The sequence below is a fragment of the Rhabdochromatium marinum genome, from assembly GCF_016583795.1.
GTDB lineage: Bacteria > Pseudomonadota > Gammaproteobacteria > Chromatiales > Chromatiaceae > Rhabdochromatium > Rhabdochromatium marinum.
Genome location: NZ_NRRS01000017.1, coordinates 1 through 17,841 on the forward strand (window position 1 = coordinate 1; position 17,841 = coordinate 17,841).

Annotated in this window: 15 protein-coding genes; 12 read left to right on the forward strand and 3 right to left on the reverse strand. The window is 61.9% G+C overall.

Going from position 1 to position 17,841, the window contains the following annotated elements:
- Positions 1-171: 171 nt before the first annotated feature.
- On the reverse strand, positions 172-711 hold the full coding sequence (locus CKO36_RS07370; RefSeq protein ID WP_200282734.1) for a zinc ribbon-containing protein: 540 nt from the start codon (positions 709-711) through the stop codon (positions 172-174).
- Positions 712-873: 162 nt separating this feature from the next.
- On the opposite strand from CKO36_RS07370, the gene leuS reads away from it, so the two are divergent.
- The 7 genes from leuS to CKO36_RS07405 are packed head-to-tail and all read left to right on the forward strand — an operon-like array spanning position 874 to position 11,264.
- The gene (gene leuS, locus CKO36_RS07375; RefSeq protein WP_200282749.1) at positions 874-3,462 is read left to right on the forward strand and encodes a leucine--tRNA ligase; all 2,589 of its coding nucleotides are present in this window, start codon (positions 874-876) and stop codon (positions 3,460-3,462) included.
- Between the two features lie 5 nt (positions 3,463-3,467).
- Complete coding sequence (locus CKO36_RS07380) at positions 3,468-3,992, forward strand: LPS-assembly lipoprotein LptE (RefSeq protein WP_200282752.1); 525 nt, start codon at positions 3,468-3,470, stop codon at positions 3,990-3,992.
- Positions 3,989-5,005 (forward strand): DNA polymerase III subunit delta, encoded by a 1,017-nt coding sequence (gene holA / locus CKO36_RS07385; protein ID WP_200282755.1) that lies wholly within the window; start codon positions 3,989-3,991, stop codon positions 5,003-5,005. Before CKO36_RS07380 ends, holA begins: the two co-directional genes overlap by 4 nt.
- 50 nt (positions 5,006-5,055) lie before the next feature.
- Positions 5,056-6,330, forward strand: coding sequence for a glutamate-5-semialdehyde dehydrogenase (locus CKO36_RS07390; RefSeq protein WP_200282758.1), 1,275 nt, complete (start codon positions 5,056-5,058; stop codon positions 6,328-6,330).
- Positions 6,331-6,364: 34 nt separating this feature from the next.
- Positions 6,365-6,994 (forward strand): nicotinate-nucleotide adenylyltransferase, encoded by a 630-nt coding sequence (nadD, locus tag CKO36_RS07395; RefSeq protein ID WP_200282761.1) that lies wholly within the window; start codon positions 6,365-6,367, stop codon positions 6,992-6,994.
- Entirely contained in the window at positions 6,991-8,145 is a 1,155-nt protein-coding gene (locus CKO36_RS07400) for an efflux RND transporter periplasmic adaptor subunit (protein ID WP_200282764.1), read from the forward strand. The genes nadD and CKO36_RS07400 overlap by 4 nt, the downstream gene beginning before the upstream one ends.
- Positions 8,145-11,264: an efflux RND transporter permease subunit gene (locus CKO36_RS07405; protein WP_200282767.1), complete on the forward strand. Its 3,120-nt coding sequence runs from the start codon at positions 8,145-8,147 to the stop codon at positions 11,262-11,264. Before CKO36_RS07400 ends, CKO36_RS07405 begins: the two co-directional genes overlap by 1 nt.
- A gap of 41 nt (positions 11,265-11,305) precedes the next feature.
- Here CKO36_RS07405 and CKO36_RS20265 read toward each other — a convergent pair whose 3' ends face one another.
- Positions 11,306-11,677, reverse strand: coding sequence for an SMR family transporter (locus CKO36_RS20265; protein WP_200282770.1), 372 nt, complete (start codon positions 11,675-11,677; stop codon positions 11,306-11,308).
- A gap of 501 nt (positions 11,678-12,178) precedes the next feature.
- Between CKO36_RS20265 and mgtE the strand changes: the two genes are divergently transcribed.
- Positions 12,179-13,534: a magnesium transporter gene (gene mgtE, locus CKO36_RS07415; RefSeq protein WP_200282773.1), complete on the forward strand. Its 1,356-nt coding sequence runs from the start codon at positions 12,179-12,181 to the stop codon at positions 13,532-13,534.
- A gap of 13 nt (positions 13,535-13,547) precedes the next feature.
- Here mgtE and CKO36_RS07420 read toward each other — a convergent pair whose 3' ends face one another.
- Positions 13,548-14,402, reverse strand: coding sequence for a hypothetical protein (locus tag CKO36_RS07420; RefSeq protein ID WP_200282776.1), 855 nt, complete (start codon positions 14,400-14,402; stop codon positions 13,548-13,550).
- A 121-nt stretch (positions 14,403-14,523) separates the two neighbouring features.
- Between CKO36_RS07420 and CKO36_RS07425 the strand changes: the two genes are divergently transcribed.
- The 4 genes from CKO36_RS07425 to CKO36_RS19645 are packed head-to-tail and all read left to right on the forward strand — an operon-like array spanning position 14,524 to position 17,784.
- Positions 14,524-15,573, forward strand: coding sequence for a bifunctional UDP-4-keto-pentose/UDP-xylose synthase (locus CKO36_RS07425; RefSeq protein WP_200282779.1), 1,050 nt, complete (start codon positions 14,524-14,526; stop codon positions 15,571-15,573).
- A gap of 10 nt (positions 15,574-15,583) precedes the next feature.
- A complete protein-coding gene (locus CKO36_RS07430) occupies positions 15,584-16,492 on the forward strand; it encodes a polysaccharide deacetylase family protein (RefSeq protein WP_200282782.1) in 909 nt (302 codons plus the stop codon).
- Positions 16,493-16,517: 25 nt separating this feature from the next.
- The gene (locus CKO36_RS07435; protein ID WP_338053438.1) at positions 16,518-17,195 is read left to right on the forward strand and encodes a type 1 glutamine amidotransferase; all 678 of its coding nucleotides are present in this window, start codon (positions 16,518-16,520) and stop codon (positions 17,193-17,195) included.
- Entirely contained in the window at positions 17,182-17,784 is a 603-nt protein-coding gene (locus CKO36_RS19645; RefSeq protein ID WP_242469449.1) for a DNA-3-methyladenine glycosylase I, read from the forward strand. Before CKO36_RS07435 ends, CKO36_RS19645 begins: the two co-directional genes overlap by 14 nt.
- Positions 17,785-17,841 lie beyond the last annotated feature (57 nt).

A 17,841-nucleotide genomic window follows, 5' to 3' on the forward strand; every position in this document is an offset into this window, starting at 1 on the left:
GGATTGGGGAATGCGTTGGGGGCGGGTACGGTGGTGAAAGTCGGGTGACCGCTGTCTATTTCAACCGAGTTTCGCCCTTCCTGCCAAGGGATTTACCGGATGCCAGGGGCTTTCGGGGCGGTTGCGGCGGGGCAGGGCATCGGAAAGTTGTTCAATTGGATGGAGAAATCATCATCCATCGCGGCGAAAGTGCTGACCACCGCATTCGGGGCAATCGGCGATGCGGGTGGCACGCTGAAAGTGCATTGTGGCCCCGCAATTGACACAGACCAGGGTGCCGGGACCGGTGATTTCACCGCTTTGATAGCGGCGTTCGGCGCGGGCGCGCTCGGCCCACTCGCGCAGTTGCATGCTGGTTTGGTCGGCCACGCTGGTGAAGGCATCCAGCAGGCGGTCCTCGATCAACTTCAGATCAAAGCGCCACCAGGTTTTCAGGTCTTCGCCGGTGTCGGCCAGATAATGCGCGGCATCCTCAATGTCGCGCTCGATGTATTCGGCAATGCGGTTGGCTTCCTCGCGGGTCAGCTCGCCCAGCTCGACCATGTGGTCGCGGGCGGTATTGATCCAGTCGCGCAGCTTGGGCGTGGATTCCTCGGCGGCATCGAGTCGCTCGCGGGTGCGCTTGAGCATGCGCTCATAAGCCTCGACGAGGCGATCAGCGCTGTCGGCTGCCTGTGGCTCGGCTTGGGGGTCGGAACGGTCATCAGACATGAGGATCTCCTGTTGTCTCAGGTGGTTAAGCGCAACGGCTGTGGCTGTGGGGGCGTTTAGCCACGTCGGGCGCGCGGTCGAGGCCGGTTTTGCGTTATCCTGTGCGCCCCAGCTCAATCTTAGGCGAGTTTCGCTCGCCATGCTCCATCATTCGGCCAGTTTATGCACAGCGATTATGACCCTCGGACCATCGAGACCGAGGCCCAGGCGTTTTGGGAAACCCAGCAGTCCTTCCGTGCGGTGGAAGACCCGACGCGTGAGAAATTCTATTGTTTGTCGATGTTTCCCTATCCCAGTGGGCGTTTGCACATGGGACATGTGCGCAATTACACCATCGGCGATGTGATTTCGCGCTATCAGCGCATGCTCGGTAAAAATGTCTTGCAGCCTATGGGCTGGGATGCCTTTGGTCTGCCTGCAGAAAATGCCGCCATTAAACACGGCATTCCGCCCTCGCAATGGACTCGCTCCAATGTCGAGTATATGAAAGCCCAGCTCAAGCAGCTTGGCTTCGGCTACGACTGGACGCGTGAACTGGCCACCTGCGACCCGGACTACTACCGCTGGGAGCAGTGGCTCTTTACCCGATTGGTTGACAAGGGGCTGGCCTATCGCGCCACCGCCATGGTCAACTGGGATCCAATCGATCAGACCGTGCTGGCTAATGAGCAGGTGATCGACGGGCGCGGCTGGCGCTCCGGCGCGCCGATCGAGAAGCGCGAGATCGAGCAATGGTCGGTGCGCATTACTGACTATGCGCAGGAACTGCTCGATTCGCTCGATACGCTCGATGACTGGCCAGAGCAGGTGCGCACGATGCAGCGCAACTGGATCGGGCGCTCCGAGGGCGTGGCCATGACCTTCGGCATTGAGGGGTCTGAGGAGACCCTGGGCATCTATACCACCCGCGCCGATACCCTGATGGGCGTGACCTATGTCGCGGTGGCCGCCGAGCATCCGCTGGCGCGGCGCATGGCCGAGCAGGACAGCGCGCTGGCGGCCTTTATTGAGGAGTGTCGTCAGGGCGGGATCTCCGAGGCCGAGATCGAGACCATGGAGAAGAAGGGTCATCCGCTCGGACTCAATGCGCTGCACCCGGTCAGTGGCGAGTCGGTGCCCATCTATGCGGCGAACTTCGTGCTCATGGGCTATGGCACTGGCGCGGTGATGGCGGTGCCAGGGCATGATCAGCGCGATTGGGAGTTCGCCGAGCGCTATGGCATTCCCAAGCAGCAGGTCATCGTCTCCACCGATGGCACGCCCTGCGGCATTGATCAAGCCGCTTATGTCGAGAAGGGCATTCTGACCAATTCCGGTTCCTTCGATGGTCTGGCCTCGGACGATGCGATTGAGGCCATCGCCGCTTGGCTCGCTGAGCGCGGGCGCGGCGAGAAACGGGTGAATTTTCGCCTGCGCGACTGGGGCGTATCGCGCCAGCGCTACTGGGGCTGTCCGCTGCCGGTTGTGCGCGACGCCGATGGCGCGGTGCGAATCGAAACCGAGTTGCCGGTGCGCCTGCCGGAAGATGTCGTGGTCGATGGCTCGGGCTCGCCGCTGAAAAAAATGCCGGCCTTCTATGAGTTGCCAAACGGCGCGACGCGCGAGACCGATACCTTCGACACCTTCGTTGAGTCGAGCTGGTACTACGCTCGCTACTGCTCGGCCGATTGCGACACTGCCATGCTTGATGAACGCGCCAATTACTGGCTGCCGGTCGATCAGTATGTCGGCGGCATTGAGCATGCGGTGCTGCATCTGCTCTATGCGCGCTTCTTCCATAAGCTGATGCGCGACGAGGGGCTGGTTGCGAGTGATGAGCCGTTCAAGCGGCTGCTTACCCAAGGCATGGTGGTGGCCGAGACCTGGTATCGCGAGGAAGCCGACGGGCGCAAGCACTGGTTTAATCCGGCCGAGGTTCAGGTCACGCGCGATGAGAAGGGCCAGGTCACCAGCGCGGTGCTGGAGGCCGATGGTGAGCCGGTGCATTTCGGCGGCATCGAGAAGATGTCCAAATCCAAGAACAACGGCATCGATCCCGAGCAGCTGATTCAGCGCTACGGGGCCGATACCGTGCGCCTCTATACCATGTTCACCGCCCCGCCCGATCAGTCGCTGGAGTGGAACGATGAGGGCGTGGAGGGCGCAGCGCGCTTTCTCAAACGGCTGTGGACCTTGGCCATGTCCAACGCCGCCGTGCTGCAAGCGATGTCAGCAGAGGCTGGGCCACCTACGGAGCGGCTGGCGGAACCGCTGACGGAGCCGCTGGCTAGCACGCGGCGCGAGCTGCATCGGACGCTGAAAAAGGCGCTGTTCGACTATGAACGCCAGCAGTTCAATACCGTGGTGTCAGGCGGCATGACCATGGTGAATTTGCTGCACAAGCTGGCACTGGACAGCGATGCGGCACGCGCGCTTTTCCGCGAGGGCTTGACCCTGGTGCTGCGTCTGCTGGCGCCCATCGCGCCGCATCTCAGCCATTATCTGTGGCGGGAGTTGGGCTTTGGCGAAGATATTCTCGCCGCCGGCTGGCCCGAGGTGGATGAATCCGCGCTGGAGCAAGACAGCATCGACTATGTGGTGCAGGTCAACGGCAAGGTGCGGGGCAAAATTCAGGTGCCGGCGCAGGCAGAGCGCGACGCGATTCAGGCCGCCGCTCTGGCCAATGAGAACGTCAGCCGCTTTGTGCAGGACAAGACGCTGCGCAAGGTGGTGTTGGTGCCGGGCAAGCTGCTGAATCTGGTGGTTGGCTAGCTGCGATGTTAAGCACTAAGCGCCAATGGCTATGGTCGAGCTTGATCCTGGTGCTCTGGCTCAGTTTCAGTGGCGGCTGCGGCTTTCAGCTGCGCGGCGCTGTGGATATTCCCCAGGAATACACCCCGGTGTTCATTCAGTCCGCTGGTGCGGTCGGCGAGGTGATTGCACAACGCTTGCAGGACAGCGGACTGGCGGTGACCACCTCGCCCCGGCAGGCCGGGCTGGTGCTACGGTTGCTGTCGCAACGGCGTGATTCGCGCATCGTGGCGGTGGATCGTGATGGCAAGGCGCTGGCTTATGAGTTGACCTATACGGTGCGCTTCGATGCGCAGGGGCCAGGCGGGGCCGGGCTGTTGCCAGCGCAATCCCTGCGCGCGGTGCGCACCTTCGACGATAACCCGGATGTGGCGGTGTTGGGCAAGCAGCTCGAATCGGAAATCATCTATCAGGACATGGTCGCCGATGTTGCGGATCGCATTCTGTTGCGTCTGCGTGCCCGACTGGCGCCTTCATCTGCTTCGCAATGAGACTGCGCGCCGATCAGCTTGAGGCTCAGTTGCGCAAAGGGCTGGCGCCGGTCTATCTGGTCTGTGGCGAGGAGCCGCTGCAATTCAAGGAAGCGGTGGATGCGATTCGCGCCCAGGCGCGTGAGCAAGGCTTCAGCGAGCGTCAGGTGCTGGAACATTCCCGCGACTTCGACTGGTCTTCATTGGCCGCCGAGGCTGGCAATCTGTCCCTGTTTGCCGATCGCCGCCTGATCGAATTGCGCCTCGGGGACAAACTTGGCCGCGAGGGGGCCGATGCGATCCGCGCCTATTGCGAGCAGCCGGGCCCGGATGTGCTGTTGCTGATCCAGGCCCCGGGGATGGGCCGCAAGGAACTGAAAACCAAGTGGGCGCAAGTGCTCGATCGCGTCGGAGTCATTCTGGAGCTGCGCCGGCTGCAAGGGCGGGCCTTGGTGACCTGGCTGGATCAGCGTCTGCGCGCTAAGGGCTTTGTGCCTACACCGGAGGTGGCCGTGCTGCTGGCCGAGCGCGTCGAGGGCAATCTGCTGGCGGCTGATCAGGAAGTCAGCAAGCTGGCGCTGTTGCTTGAACCCGGTCCCATCGACCCGGATGCCATGCGCGCGGCGGTGGCCAACAGCGCGCGCTACGATCTGTTCGATCTGACTGGCGCCGCGCTGGCTGGGGATCGTGCCCGTACCCAGCGGATTATTCGTGGTTTGGCCGGGGAGGGCATGGCCGAGCCCCTGGTGCTCTGGGTGCTGACCCGCGAGCTGCGCATGCTCTCTGCGGTCGCCTTTGCGCGCCGGCAACGCCAGGATCTCGGGCCGGTGTTTCAGGCGCATCAGGTCTGGGAGGCGCGCCGCGCGGTGGTCATGCAGGCACTGGAGCGCTATTCGCTGCACTATCTGTGGCGGATGCTGCTGGAATGCGCTGCGGTGGATCTGGCCATTAAGGGGCGCGGTGACGGCGATCCCTGGACCATGCTCGGGCGCATTGCAGATGGCTTGGCGCGCGGGGTGCCACGTCGGAACTGATTTGGCTTCGCTTTACGCAATAGTTTATGGAATTGTATCGGGATAGGCGCATGCAGGAATCCACCATTACTGACATTCAGGCGTACATAAATGAGATCGGCGCAGCGGCGCGTCAGGCGGCGCGGGCGTTGGCGCGGGCGAGTACGGCCGAGAAAAACCAAGCGTTGCTGGCGATGGCCGAGGCGCTGGATGCGGCGCGGGAGCGACTGGCGCAGGCGAATCGGGTTGATCTTGAGGCCGGTGCTGAGAAGGGGTTGGATGCGGCGCTGCTGGACCGTCTGGAGCTGACGCCGGCGCGCATCGACAGCATGATCGAGGGCTTGCGTCAGGTGGCGGCGTTGCCGGATCCCGTGGGGGCTATCACTGATTTGAATTACCGTCCCTCGGGGATTCAGGTTGGGCGCATGCGGGTGCCGCTGGGAGTGGTGGGCATTATTTACGAATCCCGCCCCAATGTGACGGCTGACGCCGCTGCGCTGTGCCTGAAGTCCGGGAATGCCAGTCTGCTGCGCGGTGGCTCCGAGGCGTTTCACTCCAATCAGGCCATTGCCGCCTGCATTCGCGCCGGGTTGGAATCCGCCGGCTTGCCGATGGATGCCGTGCAGGTGATCGCCACCACCGACCGCGCAGCTGTTGGCGCCATGCTCAGCCGGCCGGAATACGTGGATGTCATCATCCCGCGCGGCGGCAAGGGCCTGATCGAGCGCATCAGCCGCGAGGCACGCATGCCGGTGATCAAGCATCTGGACGGCATTTGCCATGTGTATATTGATGAGCAGGCTGATCTTGACAAGGCTGTGGCCATTGCTGTGAATGCCAAGACCCAGCGCTATGGCACCTGCAACACCATGGAGACCTTGCTGGTCGCTGCCAAGGTGGCCGAGTCCATCCTGCCGCGTCTGGCCACCGCCTTGGCCGATCAGGGCGTCGAACTGCGCGGCTGCGCGGACACCTGCCGACTGATCCCCACTGCCAAACCGGCCACCGAAGAAGACTGGGATACCGAATACTTGGCGCCCATCCTGGCGATTCGCATGGTTCCGGACCTGGAGGCTGCCATCGACCACATTGAGCGTCACAGCTCGCGGCATACCGATAGCATTGTCACCGAGGACTACAGCCGCGCGCGGCGGTTCCTGCGCGAGGTAGATTCCAGCTCGGTGATGGTCAATGCCTCGACGCGCTTTGCTGATGGATTCGAGTACGGTCTGGGGGCCGAGATTGGCATCAGCACCGACAAGTTCCACGCGCGCGGCCCGGTGGGGCTCGAAGGGCTGACCAGTCAGAAGTTCATTGTGCTCGGTGATGGCCAGATTCGCCGCTAAATCGCGACTAAATTGCTGCTAACGCCTTGCTTTCATGATCGGCATCTTTGGCGGCACCTTTGATCCCATTCACTTCGGCCATTTACGCCCGGCTTTTGAGGTCTATCAGGCGCTGGGCTTGGATGAGTTGCGGCTGATTCCGCTCAATCAAGCCGTGCATCGTGCGCAGCCGCAAGCCTCCGGTGAGGTGCGGCTGCGGATGCTGGCTGCGGCCCTGGCCGGGCAAGCGGGGTTGGTGGTGGATCGGCGCGAACTGGACCGAGCCGGTCCCTCGCGTACGCTCGACACCCTGCTGTCGCTGCGGGCCGAGTTGGGCGAACAGCGGCCGCTGTGTCTGCTGGTGGGGGGTGATGCTTTCGAGCACTTTGCCGACTGGCATCAGCCGGAGCAGATTCTGAGGCTGGCGCATCTGGTGGTGATGCGCCGTCCTGAGGCCGCCGCGCCCAGCGATCCGCGCGTGCTGGCCATGCTGGCCGAGCGCCAGACCACCGAATCCGCTGCGTTGCACCAAGCGCCCGCCGGTGCGATCTGCTACCAGGATGTGACCCAGCTGGCGATCTCTGCCACCGCGATTCGCGCATCCCTCGCCAGGGGCCAGAGTCCACGCTATTTGTTGCCTGATGCGGTGCTGGAGATTATCCATCTAACCGGGTTGTATACATGAGTAACAGCCCTGCAGAGCCGGGCCTGTTGAAGCGCCCAATGGTGCTGTCGCTGGCCTTGTTGGTGCTGGCGAGCCTGTGGATGCTGTCCGGCATCCTGTCCGCTCCCGTGCCGGATACCCAGGATACCCAGGATACCCAGGATACTCAGGACGCGCAGACAACCGGCGATGCACGGGATTCGCAAGATCCTGCTGCAACACCTCCGGATCTGATGCGCGTACTGGTTCTCGACAGTCAGGCCCAGTCGATTGAGCGTGAACTGGTGGTGCAGGGCCAGCTCGAACCCTGGCGGCAGGTCAGCCTGAGCGCCGAAACCGAGGGGCGGGTGGTTGCATTGCCGGTGGACAAGGGCGCCTGGGTTGAGGCCGGGACACCGCTAGTGCAGCTGGCCGAGGATGACCGGCCGGCGCAACTGGCTCGTGCTCAGGCGGAGGTGGCGGCGCGCGCGCTAGAGCTCTCGGCCGCTGAAACCCTGGGGCTGAAAGGCATGCAGGCGCGCACCCAGATTAAGACCGCCCAAGCAGCATTGGCCAGTGCCCGTGCCGAGCTGGCGCGGCTGGAGCTGGACATTGAGCGACTGGTGCTGCGTGCGCCCTTTGCTGGCGTGGTCGAAAGTCGTGCGGTCGAGCTGGGCAGCCTGGTGCAGCGCGGTGATCGCGTGCTGGAGTTGATCGACAATGCCCGGCTCAAAGCCGTGGCGCAGGTTCCCCAGCAACGCATCGGCGCGCTGGCACTAGATCAACCGGTACGCATCGAATTGCTCGACGGCACTCAGGCCGAGGGGCGACTCAGCTATCTATCCCGGGTCGCCGATCCTCAGACGCGCAGCTTTCGGGTTGAGGCTGAGATCCCCAATCCGGAGCAACAGCTTGTCGGCGGCGTCAGTGCCGAAGTGCGTATTCGCCTCGGTACAGCACACGGCCATTTTCTCTCTCCAGCGGCGTTGACACTCAACGATCAGGGTGACATGGGCGTGCAGAGCGTCGATGCGCAGGATCGCGTGGCCTTTTATCCCATCCAGCTGCTGCGCAGCGAGTTGGATGGGGTTTGGGTGTCCGGTCTGCCCGCCCAGGTGCGCATTATTACCCGTGGTCAGGGCTTTGTCAGCGAGGGCGAGCGGGTCAGCCCGGTGCGCGCCGCGGCCCCCTGATGGATTCGCTGATTGAACTGGCCTTTGCCCGCAGCCGCACGGTGCTGTTGACGCTGGCCTTTATTCTGGCGGCCGGCATGGTCGCCTACCAGGCCATCCCCAAGGAGGCTGAGCCAGACGTCACGGTGCCGATCATTTTTGTCTCCATGACGCACGAAGGGATCGCGCCCGAGGATGCCGAGCGCCTGCTGGCGCGGCCCATGGAAAAGGAATTGCAGCGTATCGAGGGCGTCAAGGAGATGACCAGCACGGCGGCTGAAGGACATGCTTCGGTGATGCTTGAATTTCTGGCGGGCTTCGACAGTCGCAAGGCGCTGGCCGATGTGCGCGAGCGGGTGGACATTGCCAGGACGGAGCTGCCGGCATCCAGTGATGAGCCCCGCGTGCAGGAGGTCAATGTCGCCCTGTTCCCGGTGTTGACGGTGGCGCTGTCAGGCCCCTTGCCGGAACGCGGGCTGCTGCGCATTGCGCGCGATCTGAAAGACCGCATCGAAGCCCTGACCGGGGTGCTGGAGGTCGAGATCGGCGGCGACCGCGAAGAACTGCTGGAGTTGATTGTCGATCCCGGCGTGATGCAGACCTATCACGTCAGCTATGCCGAGCTGTTTGATCTGATCAGCAGCAATAATCGCCTGGTCGCCGCTGGCGCGGTGGAGACGGGCGCCGGGCGTCTGGTGCTCAAGGTGCCGGGGGTGGTGGAGGATTTCACCGATATGCTGGCGATGCCAGTCAAGGTGACGGATGGCCGGGTGGTGACCTTCGGCGATGTGGCTGAGGTGCGACGCGGTTTCAAAGACCCGCAGGGCTTTGCGCGGGTGGGTGGTCAGCCGGCGGTGACCCTGGAGGTCAAGAAGCGGGTGGGCGCCAATATTATCGACACCATCGCGGCGGTGCGCGCCATCGTGGCCGAAGAAGGCACCAACTGGCCGCCGAGTCTTCAAGTCGCCTTTATGCAGGATAAGTCGGATCGCATCCGCGACATGTTGGGCGATCTGCAAAATAATGTGCTCTCGGCCATCCTGCTGGTGATGATTGTCATCATTGCCGCTCTGGGGCCGCGCTCGGCGCTGTTGGTGGGGCTGGCCATTCCGGCTTCCTTTCTGGCGACCCTGTTGGTGCTGCATGCCATGGGCTACACGCTCAATATTGTGGTGCTGTTCAGCCTGATCCTGGTAGTCGGCATGCTGGTCGATGGTGCCATTGTGATCACCGAGCTGGCCGACCGGCGCCTGGCCGAGGGGCAGGCGCCACGCGACGCCTATGCGGGGGCCGCCAAGCGCATGGCCTGGCCGGTCACCGCCTCGACGCTGACCACGCTGGCGGTCTTTTTCCCGCTGCTGTTCTGGCCCGGTCTGGTGGGCGAGTTCATGAAGTACCTGCCGATCACGGTGCTGATTGCACTCTCGGCCTCCCTGGCCATGGCGCTGCTGTTTTTGCCCGTGCTCGGCTGGGTGCTCAGTGGTCAAGGCGCGCGCGGCGTGGTGCACACTTCCGCCACCACGCCTGGCGTGCGCATCTATCTGCACCTGCTTGAGCGCCTGCTGCATCATCCTGGCAAGACCTTGTTGCTGGCGGTTGTGGGGCTGGTGGCTTCCTATGTCGCCTATGCTAGCTTGGGTCAGGGGGTTGAGTTCTTCCCCGAGGTTGAGCCGGAATTCGCTCTGGTGCAGGTGCATGCCCGGGGCGATCTGTCCATTCAGGAGAAAGATCACATCCTGCGTCAGGTCGAAACCCGCATTCTCGACCGCCCGGAGTTTGCGGCCGTCTATGCGCGCTCCTATCACCGCAGCGGTGGCGGCATGACTTCGGCGGCTGAGGATGTAATCGGCACCATACAGCTTGAGTTCATCGACTGGTTTCGACGCCGCCCGGCAGATGAGATTCTGGCTGACATCCGCACGCGTACTGCGAGCCTGCCCGGCGTTCGGATCGAAACCCGCAAGGCTGAAGGTGGCCCGTCCGAGGGTAAGCCCATACAGATCGAACTGAGTGCGCGCGACAATGCCCTGATCGCCCCGGCGGTGGTGCGGGTGCGCGCGCTCATGGAGCAGCTGGGTGGCTTTGCCGATGTCGAGGATGATCGCCCGCTGCCGGGCATTGAATGGCGGCTGATGGTCAATCGCGAACGCGCCGCCCGCTATGGTGCCAATATCGCAGTGCTCGGTAACGCGGTGCAACTGCTGACTCAGGGGATTCTGCTCTCCGAATACCGCCCGGATGATACGGATGAGGAAATCGACATCCGGGTGCGCTTTCCGGATCAGGATCGCACACTTGATCAACTCGACACCCTGACGGTGCCGAGCGTTGCTGGTCCGGTGCCCATTAGCCATTTCGTGACCCTGACCCCGGCGCCCAAGGTCGGCACTCTGCATCGGGTCGATGCCCGTCGGGCGCTGACCATTCAGGCCGATGTCGCGCCCGGATTTCTGGTGGACAGTCAGTTGCAACGCCTGCGCGAAGCTCTGAGCGACATCGATCCGCCAGCCGGCCTGGAGATTCGCTTCAAAGGGGAGGATGCCGATCAGCGCGAGGCAGCGACCTTCCTGACCCGGGCCTTTATCAGCGCCATTTTTCTGATGGCATTGATTCTGGTCACGCAGTTCAACAGTCTGTATCAGGCGCTGTTGGTGCTCTCGGCGATTGTGTTCTCAACCGCCGGAGTGCTGCTGGGATTGCTGATCACAGCCCGCCCCTTCGGCATTGTCATGGTGGGGTTGGGGTTGATTGCCCTGGCCGGCATTGTGGTTAACAACAATATCGTGCTGATCGATACCTACAACCGCCTGCGTCGCGAGTATTCTGACCCGATCAGCGCCGCGCTCGAAACCGGCCGCCGCCGGTTGCGCCCGGTGTTTCTCACCGCCTTCACCACCTTGCTCGGCCTGATGCCCATGGTGCTGGCGATGAACATCGACCTGATCGGTCGCAGTATTCGATTTGGCGCACCATCAACGCAATGGTGGACACAACTGGCCAGCGCCATCGTCGGTGGCCTGAGTGTTGCAACCCTGCTGACCTTGATTCTGACTCCCTGCCTGCTGGTGTTGGGTGATAATATTACACAGCATATTCGGCAGCGCTGGCCGAAGGGCTTGCTTCATCATGCGTCATCATAACGATCGGTGGCGGGCGACTCTGGAAACCGCACTATGCGACTTCAGGCGCGGGCCAGTACATACACACCAACAATAATAATCCCGACCCCGGCGACTTTCCCAACATTCATTGATTCTCCCAGCCAGGCCCAGGCGGCCAGGGCGTTGACCACATAGCCAAGGGATAACATCGGATAGGCGATGCTGACGTCCACTCTTGAGAGCGCCAGCAGCCAGACCACTACACTGATGCCGTAGCAGATCAGTCCAAACCACAACCAGGGCTGCGCGGCCAGTTGCAGCGCGGCCGGCAGGGCATTGGAGAGTTCCAGCGCGATCTCGCCGCCATTGCGCACGCTGGCTTTGAGCGCCAGTTGTGCGATGGCATTGAGCAGAACGCCGGTTAAAACAAGGATAAAGGCTGTTAGGTTCACGCGGATCGCTGAGGATGAGAAACCGGAAAGTCATCCATCATAGCAGCCCGCCCGCAGTCCAGCCTATTTGTCTAACCTATCTTGAGCACCTATTCAAAGCGCGGCAAAAACCCGGATAATCATAGCCTGATAGACTGACGACTGTTCCTAAAAATCTGAACAAAATTGCTTATGCAGCTTTTAGGCACTTCGCTCTCCGTTGATAACACCCTTGCGGGCGAGCAACTGGAGTCCTGGTTAAGCAGTCCCAACCGAACGGCCGGTCCACACCGGCAACATAGGCGGTTTCAGCCGTCGAAACCCAGCTTAAGCCGTAAAAATTGCCTCGGCGTTCATCCTGAACAGAGAACAACTTTGCGATTCGACTTCGATCTCGACCATGGAACGCGAAACCTTCGCGCTTGTAGATAACCTATCTACTGTAGGAAACTTTGATGAAAAACGAAGAAAAAATCAAGAACTGTTTTTTGCTCCTGCCCAGCAAGAAGGAAACCTATCTGCATGGAACCCGACAGCCGCCCAGAAATCAATCGTATCGAAGCTCTGCATGCCGTGCTCGAATCCGGCTCGGTCAAAAAAGCCCAGCGCATGCTCAATGCCCTGCATCCGGCCGAGATCGCGCATGTGATCGAATCTCTGCCGCCGCCGCAACGGCAGATTATTTGGGAACTGGTGGATCCGAACATCGAGGGCGAGGCGCTGCTCTATCTGCACGACGATGTGCGCGACGACATTCTGAGTCGCATGAGTTCGGATCGCATTTTGGCCGCCGCCGAGGGACTCGACTCCGATGACCTGGCGGCGCTGATTCGTGATCTGCCCAGCACCATCACCTGGGAAGTGCTCAACAGCCTGGATCAGCAGCGCCGGGACCGCCTGGAAAGCACCCTGGCCTATCCGGAAGACAGTGCCGGCGCCCTGGTCAACAGTGACACTGTCAGCGTGCGCCCCGAGGTGACCCTGGATGTGGTGATGCGCTTTTTGCGCCGCTACAAGGACGGACTGCCGAATCTGACCGACAATCTCATCGTGGTCAACCGGGCCGGCAACTATCTCGGGGTGATCTATTTAAGCGACCTGCTCACCAATGATCTCGATGATTCGGTGGCCGAGGTGATGACCCTGGATGTGCAGCCGATTCTGGCCACGCTCAGCGCGCGTGAAGTGGCCAAACGCTTCGAGGCGCATGATCTGGTCTCGGCGCCGGTTATTGACGAAAACGGTCAGGTACTCGGGCGCATCACCGTGGACGATGTGATGGACCTGATCCGCGAGGAGGCCGAGCATCAGTTCATGGGGCAGGCGGGTTTGAGTGAAACCGCCGATATGTTTGCGCCGGTACTGCTCAGCGCGCGGCGCCGGGCGCTGTGGCTGGGGGTGAACCTGCTCACCGCTTTTCTGGCCGCCTGGGTCATCGGGCGCTTCGAGGCCACCATTCAGCAGGTGGTGGCTCTGGCGGTGCTGATGCCAGTGGTAGCCAGTATGGGCGGGATTGCCGGCACCCAGACCTTGACCTTGGCCATTCGTGGCATCGCATTGGGTCAGCTGTCGGTGAAAAACATCCGCTGGCTGCTGGGGAAGGAAATGGCGGTGGCGGTGCTCAACAGCCTGGTGTGGTCGCTGGTGGTGGGTGTGATTGCCCTGCTGTGGTTCGGCAATCGCGACATTGCCTATATTATCGCCACAGCCATCGCCATCAATCTGCTCGCCGCCACCTTCACCGGCGCGCTGCTGCCACTGCTGTTAAACCGCTTGGGGATCGATCCGGCGCTGGCTGGCGGGGTTATTCTGACTACGGTCACCGATGTGGTGGGCTTTATGGCCTTTCTTGGTCTGGCGACTGTCTTTCTGCTGTGATGCTGCGGCTCGATCAACCGCTGCTCAGCTCAATGTGCTCGGTGCCAAGATAGTGGCGCAGGGTTTCGATGACGCGCGATAACAGGGGGGCGATCGGGTCTGCGCGCAAGGCTTGGTGGGACAGACCTTCACAGCGGCCGAAAATGGAGTGACGCAGATGGTCTTCATCCACCACCCGCAGTTGCAAATCATCCAGAATCCGCGCCAGCTCACTGCGGGTGGGCGCGGCATTGAGGGCGCTGAACAGATCGATCAGAGCGCCCAGCAGCGGCGCGGCATCGGAGCCCAAGCCGAAGTCGCCGGGGCGAAAGTCGATGCGCCGCTCCGAGACTCGGCTGATCCAGACGCGAAAGCAATAGCGCTTTAGCGAGTGGTACAGAGGCTCGTCGCTGATCAAAAACAGCAGCAGATTGGATGGTTTGGCGTAGAAGGGGGCATCGTTAATGGTCCAGCGCCGTTCCTTGACCAGCCGGTGGATGCGAATATGCTCGCGAAAGTCCGCCGCTTGGAGCTGATCGAGAATCAGCACGGTTTTTTCCGCCTCGCTCAGCGCGCAGGCCTTGCTGGCAATATCATCAAGCGGGGCAATCGGCGGCTCCTCGCGACCGAGTTCATCCTTGCTGGGCGGCAGAATGATCTCGGGCGGTGGCGGATCCTGCTCGGTGAAGTCATAGTAGAGCAGATGCGGGAATTCCAGTGCCTGGGCGAGTGCATGGGCAAAGGCCGTTTTGCGTCGGTCGCTGTCGCCCTCAATGCTCAGGGTGCGAATGTGGCGGGTCGGCTCCTCCAGCAGGCAGCGCACCTGAAACTCATAGTCATCATTGGACTCGAAGCCATGCTCCGTCATGGCGCGACGCAGGTTGGTCATCCAACGGTCTCCCCAGGGTTACGAAGCAGAATACGCGCCTGCCGCTTGCCGCCTGCGGTCGCGATGCCTAGACTGCATCCTTCTGACTCACTCACTTCAGCTCCGGCCCCCTGACGATGCGATGAATGTTCTGATCCTTGGTGTCAATGGCTTTATCGGCCACCATCTCTCACGACGTATTCTTGAGACCACCGACTGGTGTGTCTTTGGCATGGATATGCATTCGGATCGGGTGAGCGAGTGGCTGCATCATCCCAGGTTTCATTTCTTTGAGGGCGACATTACCATCAATCGCGAGTGGGTGGAATATCACGTCAAAAAGTGCGATCTGGTGTTGCCGCTGGTTGCGATCGCCACGCCGGCGACCTATGTAACCGATCCGCTGTCGGTGTTTGAACTCGATTTCGAGGCCAATCTACCGATTGTCCGCTCATGTGTTCGCTACCGCAAACGGGTGCTCTTCCCCTCCACCTCGGAGGTCTATGGTATGAGCGCCGACGCGGAGTTTCACCCCTTCGCCTCCAATCTGGTGCTCGGCCCGGTGGCCAAACCACGCTGGATTTATTCCTGCGCCAAGCAGTTGCTCGATCGGGTCATTGCCGCCTATGGGCAGCAGCAGGGACTGGACTACACCCTGTTTCGCCCCTTCAACTGGATCGGCTCCGGACTTGACAGCCTGCACACCCCCAAGGAGGGTAGCTCGCGGGTGGTCACCCAGTTTCTTGGCCATATCGCGCGTGGCGAGCCGATTAAACTGGTCGATGGTGGCGCGCAGCGGCGCAGCTTTACCGATATTAGCGACGGCATCAGCGCCCTGATGCGCATTATGGAAAATCCCGGCGGGCGCGCCTCGGGGCAGATCTATAACATCGGCAATCCTGGCAATGATCTCTCGGTGCGCGAGTTGGCCAGCCTGATGCTCGAGCTGGCTGGCGAGTTTCCGGAATATCAGGCCGGAGCCGCCCGGGTGCGGCTGGAAGAGGTGCGATCAGCCGATTACTACGGTCCGGGCTATCAGGATATCCAAACCCGAGTACCCTGGATTGGCAATACGCGCGAAGATCTCGACTGGGCGCCGCAGGTGGATATTCGCGCGGCGCTGCGCAATATCTTCGCTGCCTATCGCACCGAGGTGGCGCAAGCCTGCGCGCTGATTGACGAGCATAGTTGAGCGGACGCTGATGCGTATTGGGCTTAAGGTTGATGTTGATACATTGCGTGGCACCCTGGAAGGGGTGCCGAATTTAGTGCGTCTGTTTGATCGCCGCGATGTGCAGGCCACCTTCCTGTTCAGCCTGGGACCGGACAATACCGGGCGCGCCCTGAGGCGGGTGTTTCGTCCCGGCTTCTTTGCTAAGGTGCGCCGTACCTCAGTGCTCAGTCACTACGGGCTGCGCACCCTGCTCAATGGTACTCTGTTGCCAGCCCCAGACATTGGCCGGCGCGGGGCCGAGATTATGCGCGAGGTGCGCGCCGCCGGTCATGAGGTGGGCATTCACTGCTATGACCATGTGCGCTGGCAGGATTTTGTCGCCCCAGCGGATCGGGCCTGGACCCGCGCGGAGCTGAGCCTGGCGGTCGAGGCCTTTCAACGCATTTTCGCCACCCCGGCGCGGGTGCATGGCGCCGCTGGCTGGCAGATGAATGCCCACCTGCCCATGCTTGAAGCTCAGTTTGGCTTCCATTACGCCAGTGACACCCGGGGGCATGGCCCCTTTTTGCCGGTCTTTGATGGCCTGTCCGGTTCCTGTCCGCAGATTCCAACTACGCTGCCCACCCTGGATGAGGTGATGGGGGATCCGGAGGTGCCGGACTATGAGTTGCATCAGTATCTCTACAAGCGCTCACGCGCCCTGACGCCCAATGGTCATGTGATGACCCTGCACGCCGAGCTGGAGGGCATGAAATTGCAGCCCGTCCTGGAGCGGCTGCTGATCATGTGGCAAAGCGCGGGCGATGAGGTGGTCGCACTGCGTGACCTGGCTGCCGGTTTGGATCGCCTGCGCCTGCCGCGCCACCGTATCGTCTGGGGCGACGTCCCGGGGCGCTCCGGGGTGCTGGCGTGCCAAGGCCCAGTGGTGGTTAACTGAGGGAGACAGTCCTATGCGATGGCAGGTGTTACAACATGTTCCTTTTGAAGGCCCGGCGCAGATCGCCCACTGGGCCAAGCGCCACGGACATGAGATGCGGGTGACGCATCTTTATGCCGGTGATCCGCCCCCGGGGCTGGATGACTTCGATGGGTTGGTGGTCATGGGCGGCCCCATGGGTGTGAATGATGAAGATGAACACAGCTGGCTGCGCCCGGAGAAAGTCTGTATTGAAGCCGCCCTCGCGGCCGGGCGTCGGCTGGTGGGGGTCTGTTTGGGGGCGCAGCTGATTGCGCAGGCACTCGGGGCGCGGGTGAGTCGCAATGATCAGCCTGAGATCGGCTGGTTCCCGATTGAACTCACTGCAGAGGCTGCCGCTGCTCCCTGCTGTGCCGGGTTGCCGAGCCGTTTCGACGCCTTGCACTGGCATGGTGATCGCTTCGAGCTGCCGGCCGGAGCCCTGCATCTGGCGCGCAGTGCCGCCTGTGACTCCCAGGGCTTTCTCTACCAGGGGCGGGTGCTGGGTTTGCAATGCCATCTGGAAGCCGTGCCCGGATCGGTCGCCAGCCTGTGCGAGGCCTGTGCCGACGAACTCATCCCCGGTCCCTTTGTGCAACGCGCTGAGACGATCATGGCCGCGCCCGACACCGCTTACACGCTTATCCATCGCGTGCTGGAACACTGGCTGGATGCCGTCGTCTGAGTTCGAGCCGGTGCGTTGCGCCTGGTGCGGTGATGATCCCCTGTATCAGGCCTATCACGACCAGGAATGGGGGGTGCCCCAGCATGACGAACGCCGCCTGCTGGAGTTTTTACTGCTGGAGGGCGCTCAGGCCGGGCTGAGCTGGATCACCATTCTGCGCAAGCGCGAAGGGTATCGGCAGGCTTTTGCTGAATTCGACCCTGAGCGCATCGCGCGCTTTACTGCCGCAGATATCCAGCGCTTGCTGACCAATCCCGGCATTGTGCGCAATCGCCGCAAGATTGAAGCCGCCATCCGTAACGCCCAGGCCGTCTTGCGGCTCTACGACGCCGGCGATTCCCTGCATGATTTGCTATGGCGCCAGGTGGACGGACAGCCGGTGCAAAACCACTGGCCCACGCTTGAGCAGGTGCCGGCTACCACGCCGCAATCCGAGGCCCTGAGTCGCGACTTGCGCGCGCGCGGGTTTACCTTTGTCGGGCCGACCATCTGCTATGCCCTGATGCAGGCGGTTGGTCTGGTGAATGATCATGTGCTGAGCTGTTTCCGCCATGCCGAACTGGGTGGCACTCCAATACCGCCGCTGTGATCTGGCGCAGGACTCGGATCAGTTCCGCCCGGCCGGAATAACCCCAGCGGGGCGCAA